The organism is Sphingomonas jeddahensis, assembly GCF_001981525.1.
GTDB lineage: Bacteria > Pseudomonadota > Alphaproteobacteria > Sphingomonadales > Sphingomonadaceae > Sphingomonas > Sphingomonas jeddahensis.
In genome coordinates this window covers 1-20,268 of the sequence record NZ_MPSB01000004.1, presented here as the reverse complement: position 1 = coordinate 20,268, position 20,268 = coordinate 1, and the positions used below count along the sequence as shown (strand labels likewise).

Here is a 20,268-nt window from a genome sequence, read left to right as displayed (position 1 = left end):
GTGCGAGCCGCCGCAACCGCCTGATGCCGAGGTAGCTAAGTCCGGCGAACCCGAGGCGGCCGGACATGCTTTAAACGGGCAAGGCTAAGCCGTCATGCCGGGCATGTCCCGAGATCCACGGGACGCGCAACTCCAGCCTAAGCCTCAGTGACCTTGCGCCGTTCGGATTCGTTTCCGCGAGCGCTCGGGCTTACTTCCACGCTTGGCCACTACGCCTTCGCCGCCGCCTTCTTCGGACTAGCCTTTTTGGCGGCGGGCTTGGCCGCAGCTTTCTTCGCCGGCGCCTTCTTCTTCGCCGTTTTGCCCTTCGACGGCATCGCCGCCCGCGCGTCGATCAGCTGCGCAGCTTCCTCCAGCGTCAGCGCATCAGGCGCGATTGTTTTGGGCAGTGTCGCATTGGTCTCGCCATCGGTGACATAGGGGCCATAGCGCCCCTCCATTAGCTTGATCTCCGCTTCGGTGCGCGGGTGCTTGCCCAGCACCTTGAGCGGCTCGCGCGATCCACGCTGCGGGCGACCGCCCCCGGCGGCGGCTTCGGCGATCTTCACCACCGCGGCGTTCATGCCCGTCTCGAACACGTCCATTGTGCTGCTGAGCCGCGCATATTTGCCGTCATGCACCAGATAGGGGCCATAGCGGCCGATCGACGCGGTGATATCCTTGCCTGTCTCTGGATGCTGGCCGATCAGGCGCGGCAGGCTCAGCAGCTTGAGCGCTAGTTCCAGGTCGAGTTCGCCAACATCCTTGGGGATCGACGCGCGTTTGGCGTCTTTGCCCTCTCCGAGCTGGATGTATGGCCCGAACCGCCCCGACTTGCGCTCCACCGGTAGCCCCGTCTCGGGATCGTGGCCGAGCTGCTCGGGCTCACCGCTGTCGCCCGCCTCGCCGCCGGCCTGGGCGAAGCGGCGGGTGTATTTGCACTCAGGATAATTGGAGCAGGCGATGAACGCCCCGAACCGCCCGCCGCGCAGCGCCAGCCGCCCGTTGCCACAATTGGGGCACAGCCGCGCATCGCCACCGTCCGCCTTCTCCGGGAAGAGATAATCCTCGAGAAACGTGTCGAGCTGCTCGGTGACTTCGCTCGGCTTGAATTCCATCACCTCGGCGGTGCGCGGCTTGAAATCGCGCCAGAAGCTTTCCAGCACCGCTTGCCACTGCGCGCGGCCGCCGGAGACGTCGTCCAGCTCCTCCTCCAGTTCGGCGGTATAGTCATAGGCGACGTAGCGCTCGAAGAAGCGTTCCAGGAACGCCGTCACCAGCCGCCCGCTCTCTTCGGCGAAGAAGCGGTTCTTCTCGACGCGCACATAAGCGCGGTCCTTCAGCGTCTTGATGATCGAGGCGTAGGTCGATGGGCGACCGATCCCCAGCTCCTCCATCCGCTTGACCAGCGAGGCTTCGGAGAAGCGCGGCGGCGGCTGGGTGAAATGCTGCTCGGCATCGACGCTCTTCTTGGCGGGCGAATCGCCCTCGCGCATCCGGGGCAGGCGCTTTGCATCCTCGTCGGCGCTATCGTCCTGGCCCTCCTCGTAGAGTGCGAGATAGCCAGGGAACAGCACTACCTGGCCGGTCGCGCGCAGCACGTTGCGCCCCGTGCCATCGGCGAAATCGACCGTGGTCCGCTCCATCCGCGCCGAGGCCATCTGGCTGGCCAGCGCGCGCTTCCAGACCAGGTCGTACAGCCGCGCATGATCGCCCGAGCCGACACGGTCGCGGCTGAAATCAGTCGGCCGGATCGCCTCGTGCGCTTCCTGCGCGTTCTTGGCCTTGGTCTGATACTGGCGCGCCTTGTCGGGCACGTAGCTCGCGTCATAGCGGTTGGCGATCGCGCCGCGCGCCGCGTCTATGGCGCTGCCGTCCATCTGCACGCCGTCGGTGCGCATATAGGTGATCGCGCCATCCTCGTAGAGCTGCTGCGCGATCCGCATCGTGTGATCGGCGGAGAAGCCGAGCTTGCGCGCCGCTTCCTGCTGCAACGTGGAGGTGGTGAAGGGCGGCGGCGGGTTGCGCGTGGCGGGCTTGGTCTCGACCCGCTCGACGGCGAAGCGACCCGCCTCGACCGCCGCCTTGGCCTTGAGCGCATCGCCCTCGTTGCCGATCGACAGGCGGTCGAGCTTCTTGCCGTCCCATTGCACCAGCCGCGCGGTGAAGGGCGTGCCGTCCTGCTCCAGCCCGGCCGTCACCGACCAATATTCCTGCGCCTTGAACGCTTCGATCTCGCGCTCGCGATCGACGATCAGCCGCAGCGACACCGATTGTACACGCCCCGCCGACTTGGCGCCCGGCAGCTTGCGCCACAGCACCGGCGAGAGCGTGAAGCCGACGAGATAGTCGAGCGCCCGGCGCGCGCGATAGGCATCGATCAGATCGGTATCGAGTTCGCGCGGGGACGCCATCGCGGTCGTCACCGCCGCCTTGGTGATGGCGTTGAAGGTGACACGATCGACCTTCTTGGGCAGCGCCTTTCGCTTGGCCAACACCTCCTGCACGTGCCACGAGATCGCCTCGCCCTCGCGATCGGGGTCGGTCGCCAGGATCAGCCGGTCGGCGCCCTTGGCCAGATCGGCGATCGCCTTGAGCTGCTTGGCCTTGTCGGCGTAATTTTCCCACTCCATCGCAAAGCCGGAATCGGGATCGACCGAGCCGTCCTTCGCCGGCAGGTCACGGACATGGCCGTAGCTCGCGAGGACGCGGAAGTCCGAACCGAGATACTTTTCGATGGTCTTCGCCTTGGCTGGCGATTCGACGATAACGAGCTGCATTGGCGCCTAACTAGTAAGTCTCACGTGTACGCGCGAGGGTGAAGGGCGATGCGGCGCATCGTCAAGCGGCCAACGTATCGCGGGAGTAACGATATATGTCGCCGCCTTGGCAGCGACGGTTGGTTCGAGGCCCCTCGCCTGAAGGGGAGGCGCTAAGCCGCCGGCGCCGTTGCGCGCCACGCCAGCATGAAGCCCAGTCCCAGCGCCAGGTCGATGCCACCGAACACCAGAACCGGAGCGGGCGCGAAGCCGCGCGCGAACAGCACCACCGCGGGTACGCCGAACGCCAGCTTCTCCGCCACTCCCGCCAGCATCAGCGCGCGATACCGCATCGGATCCCCGCCAATCGCCCAGAACACCAGCTGGAACGCACTCGCCGTGCCGATAAAGGCATAGGAAGCCAGTTCCGCTCCGGCTGGCTGCGGAAACAAATACTGCGGCAGCAGTGCGATCAGGCCATAGATTGCCGCCCCGCGAAACCACCACCCCACCCACGAAGGCGAAGCTAGGTCGACGCCTGTCATGCCGCCTGAGCCGCCCGCTCCGGCCCAAACTCCACCTCGAGCCGCTTCACCGCATGGACGAAATTGTTCGGCGCGATGTCCATCTCGCCGGTCCAGCGGATGTCGGGGAAGCGCGCGAACATCTGGCGATACGCTTCCTCGAGCTGCAACTGCGCGGTCATCCGTCCGATGCAGATGTGTGGGCCATGGCCGAAGGCGATGTTCTTCTCGGCATTGGTGCGGGTGATGTCGAACCGGTCGGGATCGGTGAACATCGCCGGATCGCGGTTCGCCGCGCCATAATACATGATGACCTTCTCGCCTTCCGCGATCCGCTGCCCTTCCACCTCGGTGTCGCACGTGGCGGTTCGCCGCATGTAGATGACTGGCGACACCAGCCGCGTGATCTCATGCACCGCATTGGTCAGCAGGCCACCATCGGCCTGCAATTTCGCCTTCTCGCCCGGGTTCTCGGTGAACAGTTTCATCGCGCCGGAGATCGAGTTGCGCGTCGTGTCGTTGCCCGCGAACACGATCAGCAGCCACGCGCCGTCGAGATACGGATCGGGCAGCGGCTCGCCCTCCACCATGGCGTTGGCGATCGCGCTCATCAGGTCAGGCTGCGGATCGGCGCGGCGCTTGGCGAGCATGTGGCGACCGTATTCGAACATGTCGCCAATGTTCTTGTTGAACAGCTCGATAAACGCCGCGATCTGCGGGTTCAGCTCGCCGCCGCTGGCGATCTGCTCGGCCTGTTCGGTGGCGATCTGCTGCGCCATTTCGAGAAAGTGGATCCAACCGATGAACTTCTCGCGATCCTCCAGCGGCACGCCCAGCATCTCGCACAGGGTAAAGATCGGCAGTCGCTGCGAAAACTTCTCGACCAAATCGCATTTACCGAGCGGCGCCATGGTATCGAGCAGCCGCGTGACCTCCGCCGACACCCGCTCACGCAGCCCCCTGATGTAGCTGGCGGTGAAATACGGCATATGCTCGCGCCGCAGCTCGCGGTGTGGGCGCGCGTCGAGGTTGATCATCGAATTGGTCGAGGCGGAGAACAGGATCGGGTGGCGCGTTTCCTGCGGCCCCAACGCCATCAGGATGCCACCCTTCTCGCTGCTGAAGGTCGTCGGGTCGCCGTTGACCCGCTTCACGCCTTCGAAGCTCGTCACCGCCCAGAAACCGACGCCGTCGCGCGGCATCGGGTGCCACATCACCGGCGCCTGCTCCCGCATCCGCGCGAAATCCTCCCAAGGCTGGCCCCGCGTGAAGCGGCGGATATCGGTTAGGTCGACGCCGGGCAGCGTCGGATAGGCGGGGTCGAACGTCGGGCCTTCGCGGCCCTCGACGATATGGTCGCTGACGAGATGCATCGGTCGGTCCTCTCGTTACGCGAGATCGGGGGTGAAACGGATATTACCCTTGGCCATGCCTTGCGACACGATCTCCAGCCCACCCGATTTCACCATCCATTCTAGCCGGTGATCACGATATTCGCGCTTGAACAGGCCTTGTTCGAGCAGCTTGGCGACATCACCCATGCCGCCCGATGCGGCGACCGCAGCGACCTCGGCGACGGTGTCGCGCACGGAAGGGCGCTCGTTGGCGCACGCCAGCCAGTCGGCCAATCGTGAACCGGCTGCCGGCGCGATGCCATGTCCCACCGATCCATTGACATAAGGCACCGCCGACAGATCGCCCCAGCCGAAATCGTCGCCATTGAACCACTGGCGATTGCCCAGCTCGCGCTCCAGCCACGCGAAATAGCCGCGCACCTGCTCGCCTGCCCTGGTGCTCAGCGCCTCCTCGATTGGCCCCTGGCCACGGCGGAACGCCCGCAACTCGGTCAGCCCCCAATTCACCGCCTCCAGATGCGTATCGACCACTTCCTCGATCATTCGCACCCGCGCGCGATCCGCGGGGGCAGCGGGCAGCAGCGACGGCTCGGGCCAGGCATCCTCGATATATTCCAGGATGATCGTCGAATCGAAGATACCGAAGCCGTCATGGACCAGCGCAGGCACTTCCGCGCGCGGATTGGCCGCGACGAATTCGCCCGCCGCGCCGCCGACACCGATCCCGCCGGGGATCGCCGTGTCAAACGCCACGCCCTTCTCGCGCAGCGCGATCTTCACCTTTTGCGCATAAGGCGACAGCGGATGATCCCATACCGTCACGGCCATGCCGCATCCCCTCCATAACTTTTGTTGTGGCGGAAGCTATGCGACCAGCGACGACGAATCCAGTCCTATTTCGCTACTTTCACTCGTGTCCGCGACGACGGCGAAAGCTCGCCCGCGCGATCCACAGCCCGATCGCCAGCAGCACCAGCGGCGTCAGCCACAAGGGCAGGGTGACGGCGCTCACCGGAGGATCGTAGGTGACGTAATCGCCGTAACGCGCGATCAGCCAGTCACGCACCTCCTCGGCGCTTTCCCCCGCGGCCACCCGCCTCCGCACCAGTGCGCGCATATCGCCCGCCATGTCGGCATCGCTGTCGGCGATCGACTGCCCCTGGCAGACGAGGCAGCGCAGCGTAGCCATCAGCGCGGCCGCCTGCGCCTCCTGCGCCGGGTCGCGCAGCTGGACGTTGGCATAGTCGGCGGGCGGGCGGGTCTGCGCGGCGAGTGGCGAGGCATTTCCCAAGCACGCCCACGCCAGCCACGCCCAAATCGCCAGCCCCACAAACCACCCCAACCCCGTCCGTGCTGAGCTTGTCGAAGCACGTGCTGCAAACGCTGTCGTGCGTGACACGCCCTTCGACAGGCTCAGGGCGAACCGGTTTTTGCTGTCAGCGCGCGCCCAACCGTTCGTGCCGAGCGATGTCGAGGCGCAAGCCCCATGCGCTTCCGCTCGCGGCGAGTCCCTCGCCGTCGCTCCGGACAACCGGGAAGCTCGAACGCTCATCGCGCCTCGCGCCACGCCTGCGCCAACGCTGCGACGTCATCCTCGCGAATGTCGCCGACATGTTGCTTCACCACCACGCCGCGCCCGTCGATCACGAACGTCTCCGGCACCCCTGACGAGCCCAGCGACAATTGCACACGGCTGTCGCGATCGTCGCCGATCCGCTGGTACGGATCACCATAACGCGCCAGGAACTGTGCGATCGCCGGCCCGGTATCGCGGATCGCCACCGCGTCGATCGGGACGCCGATCGCCTTCAGCTTCATCAGCTGCGGCGCTTCGGCGATGCACGGCACGCACCAGCTGGCGAATACGTTCAGCAGCCGCGGCTGGCCGCTCTTGAGGTCCGCCACGCCAAGCCCCGGCTTGCCCTTGACGATCGGCTCGAGCCGAAACTCAGGCACCGTCTTGCCCACCATCGCCGAATAGACCGTCCGGTCACTCGGCGCGCGAAGCTCGCGCACCGCGAACACCACCACCAGCGCGAACACCGCCAGCGGCAGCCAGAGCAGCCAGCGCCTCATGTCCAGGCCTCTTCCAACCGCCGCTTCTGCCGCCGGTCGCGAAGCCAATGCCCCAGGATCGACAGCAATCCACCCAGCGCGATCAGCGCGCCGCCGAACCAGATCAGCGTCACCCAAGGCTTCCACCACAGCCGCAACTGCCACCGCCCCGTGCCGTCCGGCTGGCCGAGCACGGTATAAAGCTGCCCGTCGAACGCGGTCAGGATTGCGCTTTCGCTGGTCGTCGTCGGCGGGTTGGAGAAGAAGCGCGATTGCGGCGCCAGCAGCGTCGCCGCCGCATCGCCGCGCACCACTTCCAGCCGCGCCTCCAGCGCCGTCCAGTTATCGCCGATCACCGGCCGGATGCCGCGCAGCGTGATGCGATACGGCCCCACCCCGGCCGGCTCGCCGACGCCCTTGGCGACCAGCGTCTCCTTGGTGAAGGCGCTGGACGCGGCCATGCCCGCCAGGCTCACCGCGATGCCGAGGTGCGCCACCACCATGCCCCAGACGAACAGCGGCGTGCGGCGCAGGTTGCGCCCGAACAAGGGCGCGACGCTCGCCACCGCCAGCCCGGCGGCGAGCGCCAGTGCGAGCAGCGGCAGCAGCCCGATCCAGCCCGCCAACGCCACCAGCCCCGCCGCCGCGAACGCCGCCGCGGCGATCGGCCATGTCATTCGCTGCACCAGCGCCTGCGCCTCGTCGCGTCGCCAGCGCAGCAGCGGCCCGGCCGCCATGATGGCCACCAGAACGAGGAAGATCGGCCCCGCCGCTTTCTCGAAGAACGGCGGCCCGACCGACAATTGCGTCCCCATGGCCGCCGCCACGATTGGGTAGAAGGTGCCGATCAGCACCACGCCCAGGATGACGGACAGCAGCAGGTTGTTGGCGACCAGGCTCCCCTCGCGGCTCACCAGCTCGAACGTATTGCCCGCGCGCACCAGCCCGATGCGCGTCGCGAACAGCGCCAGCGCCCCACCGATGTAAAGCGCCAGCAGCACGAGGATGAAGGTGCCGCGCTCGGGATCGACGGCAAAGGCGTGAACGCTGGTCAGGATGCCCGATCGCACCAGGAACGTGCCCAGCATCGACATGGAAAAGGCGACCACCGCCAGCATCACCGTCCAGGCGCGCAGCCCGTCGCGCGTCGCCAGCACGCTGACCGAATGGAGCAAAGCGGTGGCGGCGAGCCATGGCATTAGCGAGGCGTTCTCGACCGGATCCCAGAACCACCAGCCGCCCCAGCCAAGCTCGTAATAGGCCCAATAGCTGCCGGCGGTGATGCCGATTGTCAGGAACACCCAGGCCGCCAGCACCCACGGCCGCATCGCCCGCGCGAACGCCGGCCCGACATCGCGCGTGACGAGCGCGCCGACCGCGAAGGAGAACGCCACCGACAGGCCGACATAGCCGGCGTAGAGCGTCGGCGGATGGAAAGCGAGGCCGGGATCCTGCAACAGCGGGTTGAGCCCCTGTCCATCCGCTGGCGGACTGGCGAGCCTTGCGAACGGATTGGAGGCGAAGAGCAGGAAGGCGTAGAAGCCCAGCGCGATGAACGCCTGCGCGCCGAGCGTGGCGGTGAGGGTGCGCTCGGCGACGCGGCGCTCGAGCAGCGCCACCGCGGCGCCGGCAAGGCCCAAGATCGTCACCCACAGCAGCATCGACCCCTCGTGGTTTCCCCAGGCGCCGGCGAACTTGTACATCCACGGCTTGGCCGAATGGCTGTTCGCCACCACCAGCGCGACCGACATGTCGGAAGCGAGAAACACCCGGATCAGCGCCGCCATCGCCAGCAGCGCCAGCCCGCCCTGCACGATCGCGACGGGCCGCACCGCGGCGGCAATCGCATCGTCGCCGCGCCGGATCGCGAGGCCGGCCAGCGCGAACTGCATCGCCGCCAGCGCCGCGGCCAGCCACAAGGCGATAAGACCGGCTTCAGCGGTCATCGGTGACCGGCCCCATCATCGTTCGTGCTGAGCTTGTCGAAGCACGTGCCACGCACGCTCCGCTTCGGGCACGCCCTTCGACAGGCTCAGGGCGACCGGGAGGCTGTGGCAAGCGGAGGCCACCCCACACACCCGTCACCCCGGACTTGATCCGGGGTCCAAGGCTCCACAAGCGCTTCGGCCGCGATGTACGCGGCACGTTGGATCCCGGCGCACGGCCGGGATGACGCCGACGCGTGAGGCCAGCCGCACCTACCCCGTCATGCCGGCCTCGTGCCGGCATCCAGACCTCCGCGAACCCCGCACCGGCGAGTGCGCGGGCGGCTGGATGCCGGGACGAGCCCGGCATGACGATCCTGCTATGAACCACTGTCTCTCAGCGCTCATAAGCCTTCGGCAGCGCGCCTTCGGTCGGCACCAGATACCGATCGCGCAGCGCCTTCTGCCGCGAGCGCATCGGCTGCGCCCGGCCGTCGATCCACACGCTGACCGGCGCCGATCCGATCTCCAGCGGATCGCCGTCCCACAGCACCACGTCCGCCCGCCGCCCGGCGCGCAGCGATCCGATCTCGCCATCCATCCCCAGCGCCGCTGCCGGACCCGATGTGATCGATGCCAGCGCCTGGCCCCAGGTCAGCCCGGTATGTCCCGGCACCTTGCTGATCGCGACGAGATTGCCGGCATATTGCCGCAGATTGTGCTCGCCACCGTTGTTGCCGGTCGACGCGAGCGCCACCTGCACTCCCGCCGCGCGCATCCGCCCGACGTTCGACTCGGTCGCGCCGAGCTGCTCAAACTGTGCGGGCAGATCGGCAAGCGCGGCGGCGATCACCGGCACGCGCGCGGCGGCGATCTCGCGCGCCACCATCCAGCCCTCGGACGCGCCGGTCAGCACCAGCTTCAGCTTCGGGTATTCGCGCGGCAGCGCGAGCACGGTCAGGATGTCGCTCGCCCGCTCGACATGCACCACCAGCGGCACGGTGCCGTCGAGCACGCGCAGCAGCGCCTCGGCATCACCGCGCTTCACGAGCGATTCCTTCTCGCGCCCGCCGAACGCCGCCGGGTTGCGGCGATAATCCTGCGCCTGCGTGAAGGCGTCGCGCAGCGCGGCATAAGCGGCGGGGCGGCTACCGCCCGCCAGCCGCCCGCCGCCTTCGCCCAGCTCGACGAACTGGAACGCGCGCGATCGGGTCACCGCCTGTGGATCGTCACCCAGGTCGATCACTGCGCCCTCGCCGGCGAAGATCGAATTGGACGCTTCCGCCGCGACCAGCGCGCGCGTCACGCCGCCCAGCCGTTCGTTGGCGATCTTCACCTCGGCCGGGTTGATCGCGACGGACACGTCGAGCGCGGCATTGAACGGCGCAGTGCGCGCGCCCGCATCGTTGCTCTCGCTCACGCCCGCGGCATCGGTGATGCCCAGGTCGCTGAACCCCGCGACGAAGCCCGGCGAGACCCATTTGCCGCGCCCGTCGATCACTTCGGCCCCGGCAGGCACCGCGATTGTTCCGCTTGCGCCGACTATTCGCCCATTCTGGAACACCAATGTTCCGTTTTCGACCGGCTCCGACCCATCCCCGACCGCGATCGTGACGTTGGTGATCGCCACCGTCTGCGCGGCGGCAGGGCTCGTCAGCATCGTGGCGAGGAGGAGGAAGGCGCGCTTCACTTGACGTCTCCCGAACCGGGCTGGCCAAGCTCGAAATCGCTCACTGGCCGGCGCCTCGGATCGTTCATGTCGTACAGCAAGGCCCCGTCGATCCACACCTTTTCCGGCCGGGTATAGACGGTGAACGGATCGCCGTTCCAAAGCACCACGTCCGCCATCTTGCCCGGCTTCAGGCTGCCGGTCTTGTCGGCGATCCCCATCGCCGTCGCCGGCCCGAGCGACAGCCACTTCCACGCCACCTCCGGCGCGATATCGATCCCCGCCCGGCGCCCGGAAGCCAGCACCTTGGCCACTTCCTGGTTCAGCCGCTGGATGCCGTTCTCATCGTCCGAATGGATCATCGCGCAGGCGCCCGCGCGTTCCAGGATGGCGAGATTCTCGCCGATCCCGTCATAGCTTTCCATCTTGAAGCCGTACCAATCGGCCCACACCGCGGCGCAGGTGCCGTTGGCCTTCAGGATATCGGCGATCTTGTACGCTTCCACCGCATGGTGGAAGGCCGTGACCTTGTAGCCGAACTCCTTCGCCATATCCTCGACGATCGCCATCTCGTCGGCGCGATAGCAATGGTTCTGGATCAGGATCTCGCCGGCGAGGACACCGCGCAACGTGTCCATCGCGATGTCGCGGTCGGGCGCATCGCCGCCCTCCGCCTCATATTTATCCCACTTGGTGCGATAGCGCTGCGCCTTCGCCCAGGTCGCGCGGTCGACCGCGACATTACCCATGCGGGTCGAGGGCTGACGGCCCTTGGAGCCATAGACGCGCTTGGGATTCTCGCCGCACGCCATTTTCAGGCCATAAGGCGCGCCGGGGAACTTCATCCCCTGCATGGTCCGCGAATAGACGTTCTTGAGCGTCACCGAGCGGCCGCCCATCAGATTGGCCGAGCCCGGCAGGACCTGAAGCGTCGTTACCCCGCCATTGGCGAGCGCGCGGCTGAAGCCGGGGTCCTGCGGCCAGATGCTGTGCTCCGCCCAGACATCGGCGGTGATCGGGCCGGTCGCCTCGTTGCCGTCGCTGTGCGCCTGCACGCTGGGGGTGGGGTAGTCGCCCAGGTGGCTGTGGATGTCGATCACGCCGGGTGTGACCCACTTGCCGGCGCCGTCGATCACCTGCGCATCGGCCGGCGCGTCCACGCTCTGGCCGAGCGCGACGATCTTGCCGTCGGCGAACAGCAATTGGCCGTTGTCGATCCGACCGCCTTCGCCGTCGAAGATGGTGACGTTGCGCACCACCGTCGGCACGCCGGGATAGGCGCGGTAGGTGGAGGGATAGGGATCGCGCGCATAGGGTTGCGGCGGCGCCTTGGACGACGCGGTCTTCGGGCGGGCGTCGCCTTGCGAACAGGCGATCAGCGAGAGCGCCGCGGCGCCCGCCGCCAGCCAGCGCCCGGCCATATTGGTGCGAAGGATCATGGCCGGTGTGATTGGACGGACGCGGGGCGGAAGACAAGCGGCAAGCATTTGCGCTTGCGCAACTTCCATCCCGCCCAGACCGGTCAGCTGGCGCTGTCGAGCGTCTCCACCACCAGCCGGTCGTTGGTATAAACGCACACCTCGGCGGCGATGCCCATCGCCTTGCGGCAGATCGTCTCGGCATCCTTCTCGTAATCCACCAGCGCGCGCGCTGCGGCGAGCGCGAAGTTGCCGCCCGATCCGATCGCTGCGATCCCTGCCTCGGGCTCCAGCACGTCGCCGTTTCCGGTGAGGATCAGCGTCACGTCCTTGTCGGCGACGATCATCATCGCCTCCAGGTTGCGCAGATATTTGTCGGTGCGCCAGTCCTTGGCCAGCTCGACCGCGGCGCGCATCAGATGGCCCTGGTGGCGTTCCAGCTTGGCTTCCAACCGTTCAAAGAGCGTGAAGGCATCGGCGGTCGCCCCGGCGAAGCCGGCGATCACCTTGCCTTCGGGCCCAAGCGTGCGGACCTTGCGGGCGTTGGGTTTCATCACCGTCTGCCCCATCGACACCTGGCCATCGCCCGCGACAACCACCTTGCCCCCGCGCCGTACCGAAAGGATCGTCGTGCCGTGCCACACCGGCATGCTGCTGTGTTCACTCATGCGGCGCGATGTAGGGTGGGTGGCGGGGATGCAACAGGGCCTCTGTCCTGGTGTCACCCCTTCTCCGTTCGCACTGAGCCTGTCGAAGTGCGTGTGACCGCGCGCATCGCCTGGAACACGTCCTTCGACAGGCTCAGGACGAACGGGAAGGGGGCGGGTTGTTGGAGCGAATGTTGAGGAAGTTGAGACGATCGCGCGTTTTCGACGATCGCCTCAACATTCGCGCCAACCATTCACCGCCCCTTCGCCTTTCCCCATTCGCGCGCCACGGTGTAGCCGAGATAGCCGGTGCCGAACAGCGCGTAGAGCGGCTCGGGGATGCCGGTGAGATAGGCGTTCATTCCTCTGGCGATCGCTTCCGCGGCAGACGGGCGGATCGCCGCGATGATCCCCATCGGGATCGACCACAAGAGCAGCACATACATGACATAAAGGAAGCTCGGCCGGGCGCGGCTGGTCCATGGGTCCGCCGAGCCGGCCTCTGCCAGGACGGCGCTCATCTGCGCCTTGATCCGGTCGAGTTCCTGCGTGCCCTCCAGTCGCAACAACTCGAGCTTCGCCGCCTCGCGCGCTTTGGGATCGGGGATGATCTTGTCGATCAGCCCGGCGATCGGGCCGATGATCGTGTCGAGCAATGCCATGGCGTGTTCCCCCTCAGCCGATGCGATTGGCGAGCCAGCCGTAGAGGAACGCCTCGTTCGCCGGGCGGCGCTCGGCGAATGAGAGATAGCGTTCGCCCTGCAAGGCCTCGATCGCCTTGAGCAGCACCGTCTCGCCGGTGGCCCCGCGTGTCGCGAGAAAGCCGTCGAGCGCCGTCAGCGTCTGCGGGCCAATGCGGCCATCGAGCAGCACGTCGGAATAGTCACGCGCGCCGCGGTTGAGCGCGTTGAGCGCGCGCTGGAGAAAGCCGGTGGCGACTGCCGGGCCCATGTTGACGCCGGTGTCGAACAGTTCGGCGGCGATCAGCGGCGCGCGCTCGGCGATGTCACCGAAGCGCGGGCGAAGCCAGTAGATGCGGCGGTAGATCGCGACCGCGGCCTCGCGTTCGAAATGGCGCATGTCGCCGGCATAGCCGTTGGCGCGCGCCACTGCCTCGGTGATGCCCCAATGGGTTGCCCCGCCGCGGTCGGCCGGATGGTTGGTGTAGCCGCCTTCGCGGTCGATCACCGCGTCGATCAGGTCGTCGATCATATGCCTCTCCGTTGTGAGAACGTAAGGGGAACATACAGTGTGGGATGGCTTGTAGGACAGGCCGGCAGTGCCACCATCATGCCGGCCCTGTGCCGGCATCCAGGGCGCCGCGAACGTTCAGGCCGGTGAGTGTGCGGAGGGCTGGACCCCGGCACAAGCATGTCTTGAGCGCCTGCCTTAGCAGGCAGTCGAAAGGGCCGGGGTGACGTGTTGAATGGGCATGTGGGGTAGCCACCTTCGTCATCCCCGCGGAGGCGGGGATCCATATTCTCGAACGTTTGCGATGGAAGCGAAGAGGCAGAGGTTATGGATTCCCGCCTTCGCGGGAATGACGGGAGCGGCTCAGTTCAGCCCGTGATAGCGCTTGAACCAGTCGACGAAGCGCGGGATGCCGACCTCGATCGGGGTGGTCGGCGCATAGCCATGGTCGGCGGCGATGGCTGAGATGTCGGCATAGGTGGCGGGTACGTCGCCGGGCTGCATCGGTTCGAGGCTGCGCACCGCCTGTACGCCGAGCGCGTCCTCGAGCACGTCGATCATGCGAAGGAGCTGTTCGGGCTTGTTGTTGCCGATGTTGTAGATGCGATGCGGCGGCTTGGTGCCGACGTCGATCGGCGGATTGTCCGTCACCGCGACCACGCCCGAGACGATGTCGTCGATGAAGGTGAAGTCGCGACTCATGTCGCCATTGTTGAACACGCGGATCGGGCGACCTTTGAGGATCGCGTCGGCGAACAGCCAGGTCGCCATGTCGGGCCGGCTCCACGGGCCGTAGACGGTGAAGAAGCGCAAGCCCGTCATCGGCAGGCGATACAGGTGGCCATAGACGTTGCCCATCAGCTCGTCCGCCTTCTTGGTGGCGGCGTAGAGCGAGATCGGCGCATCGACGCGGTCGTGCTCGGCGAAGGGCATCTTGGTGTTGCCGCCATAAACCGAGCTCGACGAGGCGTAGCTCATCGACACCAGGCCATCGAGCGCGCGGGCATATTCGAGCATGTTGACCTGCCCGACGAGGTTCGACTGGACGTACACCTCTGGGTTGGTGAGCGAGTAGCGCACGCCCGCCTGGGCGGCGAGATGGACGATATGGGTGATCGCGTGCGGTGCCAGCGCGGCCTTGAGTGCGGCGGCATCGGCGATGTCGACGTGCGCGAAGGTGAAGCCGGGCTGCGAGGTGAGCAACGCGAGCCGGTCGCGCTTGAGCTGGACGATGTAGTAATCGTTGAGATTGTCGATCCCGACGACCTGCTCGCCGCGGTCGAGCAGCCGCTGGGCGACGGCCGCGCCGATGAAGCCGGCCGCGCCGGTGACGAGATAGGCCATGTGTTCGCTCCCTTGTCTGCGGCGTGCGTTAAGGCAGGAGCATTGCCGCGGGCTTAAGACAAGGGGATACACTGCGTCACCCCGGACTTGATCCGGGGTCCCGCTTCTTCCTTCTGTCGCGTCCCGAGCGGAAGACAGCGGGACCCCGGCTCAAGGCCGGGGTGACGGGGGGTGGTTCAGGCCGCTTCCGCCAGATCGGCCGGCAGGCGGATGAGGTAATCGAACGCGGACAGCGACGCCTTGGAGCCTTCGCCCATCGCGATCACGATCTGCTTGTACGGCACGGTGGTGCAATCGCCGGCAGCGAAGATGCCGGGCCGCGACGTTTCGCCACGGTGATCCACCTCAATCTCGCCGCGGTTGGACAGCGCCACCGCGTCCTTGAGCCATTCGGTGTTCGGGACGAGGCCGATCTGGACGAAAATACCCTCCAGCTCGATCTCGTGCAGCGTATCGTGGTTGCGATCCTTGTAGGTCAGCGCCACGACCTTGCTGCCGTCACCCTTCACCTCGGTGGTGAGCGCGGAGGTGATCACCTTGACGTTGGGCAGGCTGGCGAGCTTGCGCTGGAGCACCGCATCGGCGCGCAGATCGCGGTCGAACTCGATCAGCGTGACATGCGCCACGATGCCAGCCAGGTCGATCGCCGCCTCGACGCCCGAATTGCCGCCGCCGATCACCGCGACGCGCTTGTTCTTGAACAGCGGGCCGTCGCAGTGCGGGCAGTACGTCACGCCCTTGTTGCGATAGGCGTCCTCGCCCGGCACGTTCATCTGGCGCCAGCGTGCGCCGGTCGACAGGATCACCGTGCGTGCCTTCAAGGTCGCGCCGCTTTCCAGCGTCACTTCGTGCAGGCCGCCTTCCTGCTTCGCCGGCACCAGCTTGGCCGCCTTCTGCAGGTTCATCACGTCGACGTCATAGTCGCCGACATGCTGCTCGAGTTGGGCGACGAGCTTCGGACCCTCGGTGTGGCTGACCGAGATGAAATTCTCGATCGACATGGTGTCGAGCACCTGGCCACCAAACCGCTCGGTGGCGACGCCGGTGCGGATGCCTTTGCGCGCTGAGTAGATCGCCGCCGCCGCGCCGGCGGGGCCGCCGCCGACGACCAGAACCTCGAACGGCTCCTTGGACGCGATCTTCTCCGCGGTACGGGCGGTGGCACCGGTGTCTAGCTTGGCGAGGATCTGCTCGACGTCCATGCGGCCTTGCGCGAACGGTTCGCCGTTGAGGAAGATCGCCGGCACCGACATGATCTGCCGCGCCTCGACCTCGCCCTGGAACGCGCCGCCCTCGATCGCGACGTGGCGGATGCGCGGGTTGAGGACGCTCATCAGGTTCAGCGCCTGCACCACGTCGGGGCAGTTCTGGCAGGTGAGCGAGAAATAGCTTTCGAACTGATAATCGCCGTCGAGCGCCTGGACCTGCGCGATCACTTCCTGCGACAGCTTCGACGGATGGCCGCCGACCTGGAGCAATGCAAGCACCAGCGAGGTGAACTCATGGCCCATCGGCACGCCGGCGAAGCGAACGCCGATGTCGGTGCCGGCGCGGCGGATCAGGAACGACGGGCGGCGCTGGTCGTCGTCGGCGCGGATGACGGTGACGTCGTCCGACAGGGCCGCGATTTCGTCGAGCAGCTCGGTCATCTCACGCGACTTGGCGCTGTCATTGGCGGAAGCGACCAGCTCGACCGGATGGCGGACGTTGGCGAGATAGCCCTTGAGTTGGGTCTTGAGATTATTGTCGAGCATCTAGCCCTCCTGGGAATTGCTGGCTGCCTTCACGTCAGCGGTGCGGCACCCCTCCGGGGGAGAGAGGGGGCGGGGAGACACGGTGGGCAGACCGGCCGCACCGCTGGCGTGAAGGTAGGGGATTAAATGACGGTGATTGCCTCCACTCACGCCGTCACCCCGGCCTTGTGCCGGGGTCCAGGGTGCCGCGTACTCAGCGCTGGGTGCGCCTGGGGAGGTCTGGATGCCGGGACGAGCCCGGCATGACGGAGTGAAATCGGACGGGGCGGATACGCTGCCCCGTCCGTCATCAGAGCTTTGAGCTCAGATCTTGCCGACGAGGTCGAGCGACGGGGCGAGCGTGGTTTCACCCTCTTCCCACTTCGCCGGGCAAACTTCGCCCGGATGCGCCGCGATATACTGCGCCGCCTTGATCTTGCGCAGCAGTTCAACCGCGTTGCGGCCGACGCCCTCGCTGGTCACTTCCATCAGCTGGATCACGCCATCGGGATCAACCACGAACGTGCCGCGATCGGCCAGGCCCTGGCCGGCGCGCAGGATGTCGAAGTTGTTGGAGATGGTGTGGTTCTGGTCACCCAGCATGGTGAACTTGATCTTGCCGATCGCCGGCGAAGTGTCGTGCCATGCCTTGTGGCTGAAATGCGTGTCGGTCGACACCGAATAGATCTCGACGCCCATCTTCTGGAACGTCTCGTAATGATCGGCGAGGTCCTCGAGCTCGGTCGGGCAGACGAAGGTGAAATCGGCCGGATAGAAGAAGAACACCGCCCACTTGCCGCGGGTGTCCGCGTCGGTGACGGTGATGAACTTGCCTTCCTTATAGGCCTGGGTCTCGAACGGCTTGATGGTCGTGCCGATGAGCGACATGCGTATCTCCTTGGGTGAATGCAGACGCTAGATAGTGCGCCGCAGCAAGTGAGGAAACCGGTTATCTTCGCTCGCATTGATCGATCTGCTCGATCAATGCGCGTCTTTATAGGCGTCTCGACCTACTTAGATCGAGCGGCTCAATAAGATGGCGCCGTCGAGCGCGCCGCTGAGTGCAAATGTCGGCTCGATCTTCTGCAATGCAGGATATGCACCGTCCGCAACTCGCATCCGAAATGACACGAAATGGCTGGCGCTTGTCTTGTCGCTGACTTGGACGCTCCGTAACACCCGGTGCGAAGCGGGGGCTTGGCACATGGTGGATCGCAAGGTTGCGTTGATTACTGGCGTTACGGGGCAGGACGGCGCTTACCTGTCGGACTTGTTGCTTGCCAAAGGCTACCAGGTTCATGGCGTGAAGCGGCGTTCGTCGTCGTTCAACACCGGGCGGATTGAACATATTTATCAGGACCCGCACGAGGAGGATCCGCGCTTCCACCTCCATTACGGTGACCTGACGGATTCGACCAACCTCATCCGCCTGGTCCAACAGACGCAGCCGACCGAGATCTACAATCTCGCCGCGCAAAGCCATGTCGCGGTCAGCTTTGAGACGCCCGAATATACCGCCAACGCCGATGCGGTGGGGACGCTCAGGCTGCTGGAAGCGATCCGCATCCTCGGCATGGAGAAGACGACGCGTTTCTACCAGGCATCCACGTCCGAGTTGTACGGGCTGGTGCAGGAAGTGCCGCAGAGGGAGACCACGCCCTTCTACCCGCGCTCGCCTTATGGCGTCGCCAAGCTCTATGGTTACTGGATCGTGGTAAACTATCGCGAGGCCTATGGCATGCACGCGTCGAACGGCATCCTGTTCAACCACGAAAGCCCGCTGCGCGGTGAGACGTTCGTCACGCGCAAGATCACCCGTGCCGCGGCGGCGATCAAGCTCGGGCGGCAGGAGCGGCTTTATCTCGGCAATCTGGATGCGCGGCGCGATTGGGGGCATGCGCGCGAATATGTCCGCGGCATGTGGTTGATGCTGCAACAGGACACGCCCGACGATTATGTGTTGGCGACGGGCGAGACGACCCCGGTGCGCACCTTTGTCGAATGGGCCTTCGCGGATGTGGGCATCACCTTGCGCTGGGACGGTGAGGGCGTGGATGAGAAAGGCTATTGCAGCCAGAGTGGCGATTGTCTGGTCGAGATCGACCCGCGCTATTTCCGCCCTACTGAGGTGGACCTGCTGATCGGGGATCCGAGCAAGGCAAAGGCGCAGCTCGGCTGGGCGCATGAAACTCCGGTGCGCGATCTGGCGCGCGAGATGGTGTTGGCCGATCTGGAGGAAATGAAGACTGCCCCGATTGCCAAGGGCGCCTGAGGTGATCGGTCAGCCGTACGATCTCGCGGGCAAGCGCGTGTTCGTCGCCGGGCATCGCGGCATGGTCGGGTCGGCGATCGTGCGCCGGCTCGCCGGCGAGAGATGTGCGGTGCTGACCGCCACGCGCGCGGAGGTCGACCTCAAGGACCAGGCGGCAGTGCGCGCCTGGTTCGCCGCCAACCGGCCCGATGCCGTGTTCCTCGCCGCGGCCAAGGTGGGCGGTATTCTCGCCAACGATAGCTATCCCGCCGACTTCCTGTACGACAACCTTATGATCGAGGCGAACGTCATCGAGGCGGCGCACGCACAGGATGTGGAGAAGCTGCTGTTCCTCGGCTCCTCGTGCATCTACCCCAAGTTCGCACCCCAGCCGATTAGCGAAGACGCGCTGCTCACCGGGCCGCTGGAGCCGACCAACGAATGGTATGCGATCGCCAAGATCGCCGGGATCAAGCTCGCACAGGCCTATCGCAGGCAGCACGGGCGCGACTTCATCTCCGCCATGCCGACCAATCTCTATGGGCCGGGCGACAATTTCGACCTGCAATCGAGCCACGTCCTCCCCGCGCTGATCCGCAAGGCGCATGAGGCGAAGCTGGCGGGCGCGGCATCAATGGAGATCTGGGGCTCGGGCAGCCCCAGGCGCGAGTTCCTTCACGTCGATGACCTGGCGGACGCCTGCGTATTTCTGATGCGTACCTACTCGGGGGAGCGGCACGTCAACGTCGGCTATGGCGACGACGTGACGATCCTGGAATTGGTGGGGATGGTGGCCGAGGCGGTCGGTTTTATCGGGGCCATTGTGCGCGATGCAAGCAAGCCGGACGGCACGCCGCGCAAGCTGATGGACTCAGGGCTGTTGCACGGAATGGGATGGCAACCGCGCATCGGACTGGGCGAGGGCATTGCGGCGACGTACCGCTGGTTCCTGGAGAATGTTCGGCAGGAGGGGTGAGCGTCGCGTTCTTTTCTGGCGCTACTTGGCGGTGAGCGGCAGTCTGATGATCCGTTAGTTGAGGAGGCAATCTCAAACGAGGCTCAAATCAGCTTTACGCGGCGCGCAGTAATCTTCCACCCCACATTCTCGCGGCTTATGCTCGTGCCGAACAAACGGGGTCGGCATGACATCGAGAAAACGTACAAGGATAAACTCCTCATACGCACCCGCGATCAAGCCTACCGTTGCGCTATGGAAGCGGCCTTGGCCCTGGCTTGTTGGTGCGGTCGGCGGATTGGCCCTTCTGCTGGGTAATATCACATCGATACTGACTGACCTGCTCCCCATTTTCAGGCCGCTGATAAGTTAGCTTTGGTGTCCTCATGCCTTTGGCGGGGGCGGTTGGTGAACTCGGCGGGTGCCATGCCGCCAAGGCTGCTGTGCGGACGCACGGTGTTGT

At 65.9% G+C, this 20,268-nt stretch carries 17 protein-coding genes; 2 read left to right on the top strand and 15 right to left on the bottom strand.

Going from position 1 to position 20,268, the window contains the following annotated elements; genetic code table 11:
* Window positions 1–209: 209 nt before the first annotated feature.
* The 15 genes from topA to ahpC all read right to left on the bottom strand — a co-directional run bounded on the left by topA (window position 210) and on the right by ahpC (window position 17,487).
* A complete protein-coding gene (gene topA, locus SPHI_RS05910) occupies window positions 210–2,759 on the bottom strand; it encodes a type I DNA topoisomerase (protein WP_076743983.1) in 2,550 nt (849 codons plus the stop codon).
* A gap of 152 nt (window positions 2,760–2,911) precedes the next feature.
* Window positions 2,912–3,283 carry a hypothetical protein gene (locus tag SPHI_RS05905; RefSeq protein WP_076743982.1) on the bottom strand — a complete coding sequence of 124 codons (372 nt, stop codon included), beginning with the start codon at window positions 3,281–3,283 and terminating at the stop codon, window positions 2,912–2,914.
* Entirely contained in the window at window positions 3,280–4,635 is a 1,356-nt protein-coding gene (locus tag SPHI_RS05900; protein ID WP_076743981.1) for a cytochrome P450, read from the bottom strand. The genes SPHI_RS05905 and SPHI_RS05900 overlap by 4 nt, the downstream gene beginning before the upstream one ends.
* A 15-nt stretch (window positions 4,636–4,650) precedes the next feature.
* On the bottom strand, window positions 4,651–5,445 hold the full coding sequence (locus tag SPHI_RS05895) for a glutathione S-transferase family protein (protein WP_076743980.1): 795 nt from the start codon (window positions 5,443–5,445) through the stop codon (window positions 4,651–4,653).
* Window positions 5,446–5,524: 79 nt separating this feature from the next.
* On the bottom strand, window positions 5,525–5,908 hold the full coding sequence (locus SPHI_RS15235; protein WP_233130758.1) for a cytochrome c-type biogenesis protein: 384 nt from the start codon (window positions 5,906–5,908) through the stop codon (window positions 5,525–5,527).
* 257 nt (window positions 5,909–6,165) lie between these two features.
* Window positions 6,166–6,693 (bottom strand): redoxin family protein, encoded by a 528-nt coding sequence (locus SPHI_RS05885; RefSeq protein WP_076743979.1) that lies wholly within the window; start codon window positions 6,691–6,693, stop codon window positions 6,166–6,168.
* Complete coding sequence (locus SPHI_RS05880) at window positions 6,690–8,618, bottom strand: heme lyase CcmF/NrfE family subunit (protein WP_076743978.1); 1,929 nt, start codon at window positions 8,616–8,618, stop codon at window positions 6,690–6,692. The genes SPHI_RS05885 and SPHI_RS05880 overlap by 4 nt, the downstream gene beginning before the upstream one ends.
* A gap of 376 nt (window positions 8,619–8,994) precedes the next feature.
* Entirely contained in the window at window positions 8,995–10,287 is a 1,293-nt protein-coding gene (locus tag SPHI_RS05875; RefSeq protein ID WP_076743977.1) for an amidohydrolase family protein, read from the bottom strand.
* On the bottom strand, window positions 10,284–11,705 hold the full coding sequence (locus SPHI_RS05870) for an amidohydrolase (protein ID WP_408640476.1): 1,422 nt from the start codon (window positions 11,703–11,705) through the stop codon (window positions 10,284–10,286). Before SPHI_RS05870 ends, SPHI_RS05875 begins: the two co-directional genes overlap by 4 nt.
* Before the next feature lie 83 nt (window positions 11,706–11,788).
* Window positions 11,789–12,352 carry an ATP-dependent protease subunit HslV gene (gene hslV / locus SPHI_RS05865; RefSeq protein WP_076743976.1) on the bottom strand — a complete coding sequence of 188 codons (564 nt, stop codon included), beginning with the start codon at window positions 12,350–12,352 and terminating at the stop codon, window positions 11,789–11,791.
* A gap of 233 nt (window positions 12,353–12,585) precedes the next feature.
* Window positions 12,586–12,993, bottom strand: a complete 408-nt coding sequence (locus tag SPHI_RS05855; RefSeq protein ID WP_076743974.1) for a holin family protein — start codon at window positions 12,991–12,993, stop codon at window positions 12,586–12,588.
* Window positions 12,994–13,006: 13 nt separating this feature from the next.
* Window positions 13,007–13,543 (bottom strand): glycoside hydrolase family 108 protein, encoded by a 537-nt coding sequence (locus tag SPHI_RS05850; protein ID WP_076743973.1) that lies wholly within the window; start codon window positions 13,541–13,543, stop codon window positions 13,007–13,009.
* A gap of 342 nt (window positions 13,544–13,885) precedes the next feature.
* Window positions 13,886–14,866 (bottom strand): NAD-dependent epimerase/dehydratase family protein, encoded by a 981-nt coding sequence (locus SPHI_RS05845; RefSeq protein ID WP_076743972.1) that lies wholly within the window; start codon window positions 14,864–14,866, stop codon window positions 13,886–13,888.
* Window positions 14,867–15,042: 176 nt separating this feature from the next.
* A complete protein-coding gene (gene ahpF / locus SPHI_RS05840; protein ID WP_076743971.1) occupies window positions 15,043–16,620 on the bottom strand; it encodes an alkyl hydroperoxide reductase subunit F in 1,578 nt (525 codons plus the stop codon).
* Window positions 16,621–16,923: 303 nt separating this feature from the next.
* Entirely contained in the window at window positions 16,924–17,487 is a 564-nt protein-coding gene (ahpC, locus tag SPHI_RS05835; protein WP_076743970.1) for an alkyl hydroperoxide reductase subunit C, read from the bottom strand.
* A 316-nt stretch (window positions 17,488–17,803) separates the two neighbouring features.
* Here ahpC and gmd point away from each other — a divergent pair, with 316 nt between their 5' ends.
* Both gmd and fcl read left to right on the top strand, forming a co-directional pair.
* The gene (gmd, locus tag SPHI_RS05830) at window positions 17,804–18,871 is read left to right on the top strand and encodes a GDP-mannose 4,6-dehydratase (protein ID WP_076744154.1); all 1,068 of its coding nucleotides are present in this window, start codon (window positions 17,804–17,806) and stop codon (window positions 18,869–18,871) included.
* Between the two features lies 1 nt (window position 18,872).
* Window positions 18,873–19,826, top strand: coding sequence for a GDP-L-fucose synthase (gene fcl / locus SPHI_RS05825; protein WP_076743969.1), 954 nt, complete (start codon window positions 18,873–18,875; stop codon window positions 19,824–19,826).
* Window positions 19,827–20,268 lie beyond the last annotated feature (442 nt).